Here is a 443-nt window from a genome sequence, read left to right as displayed (position 1 = left end):
GAGTCCGGGTTCGACTACCACAACGCGAAGGACATCGGCTTCGCGTTGGGGAGTAAGCCGGACGTCCTCGCCGTGGGGGCCGTCTTCGGCATCTTCGGCGTCCTCATCGAACAGCTCTCCCGACAGCTCGCGCTCCCGGTCGACCCGATCCCGGTGAGCATCGTCATCAGCGCGCTCGTGGTCCGCGCCGTCTTCGGCTACAGCATCGTCGGCAAGGTCAGCGACAAGGCCAACGGCTACTTCGACATGGGGCCGTTCGAGCGCGAGGAGATGCGCGAGCCCGGCGAGGTCAAAGGCGACGGCGGGAAGGCCAGCGAGGACCGCCTGGCCGTCGAGCCGTGGCTGCCGAACATGTACAAGTGGTCGCACGTCGCCGCGATCGGGTTCTTCACCGGGCTCGGCGCGGGCGTCATCACGTACAACATGATCAGCGGCGGGCACGG

At 67.3% G+C, this 443-nt stretch carries 1 pseudogene; it reads left to right on the top strand.

The annotated features are described in order from the left end of the window. A pseudogene (locus tag EXE45_RS17975) lies at nt 1-443 on the top strand (hypothetical protein); the annotation flags it as partial.

It is taken from the genome of Halorubrum sp. SP9 (assembly GCF_005435015.1).
In the GTDB taxonomy this organism is placed as follows: Archaea; Halobacteriota; Halobacteria; order Halobacteriales; family Haloferacaceae; genus Halorubrum; species Halorubrum sodomense.
The sequence above is the reverse complement of the archived record's forward strand: the minus strand, read 5'-3'. Positions and strand labels throughout refer to the sequence as shown.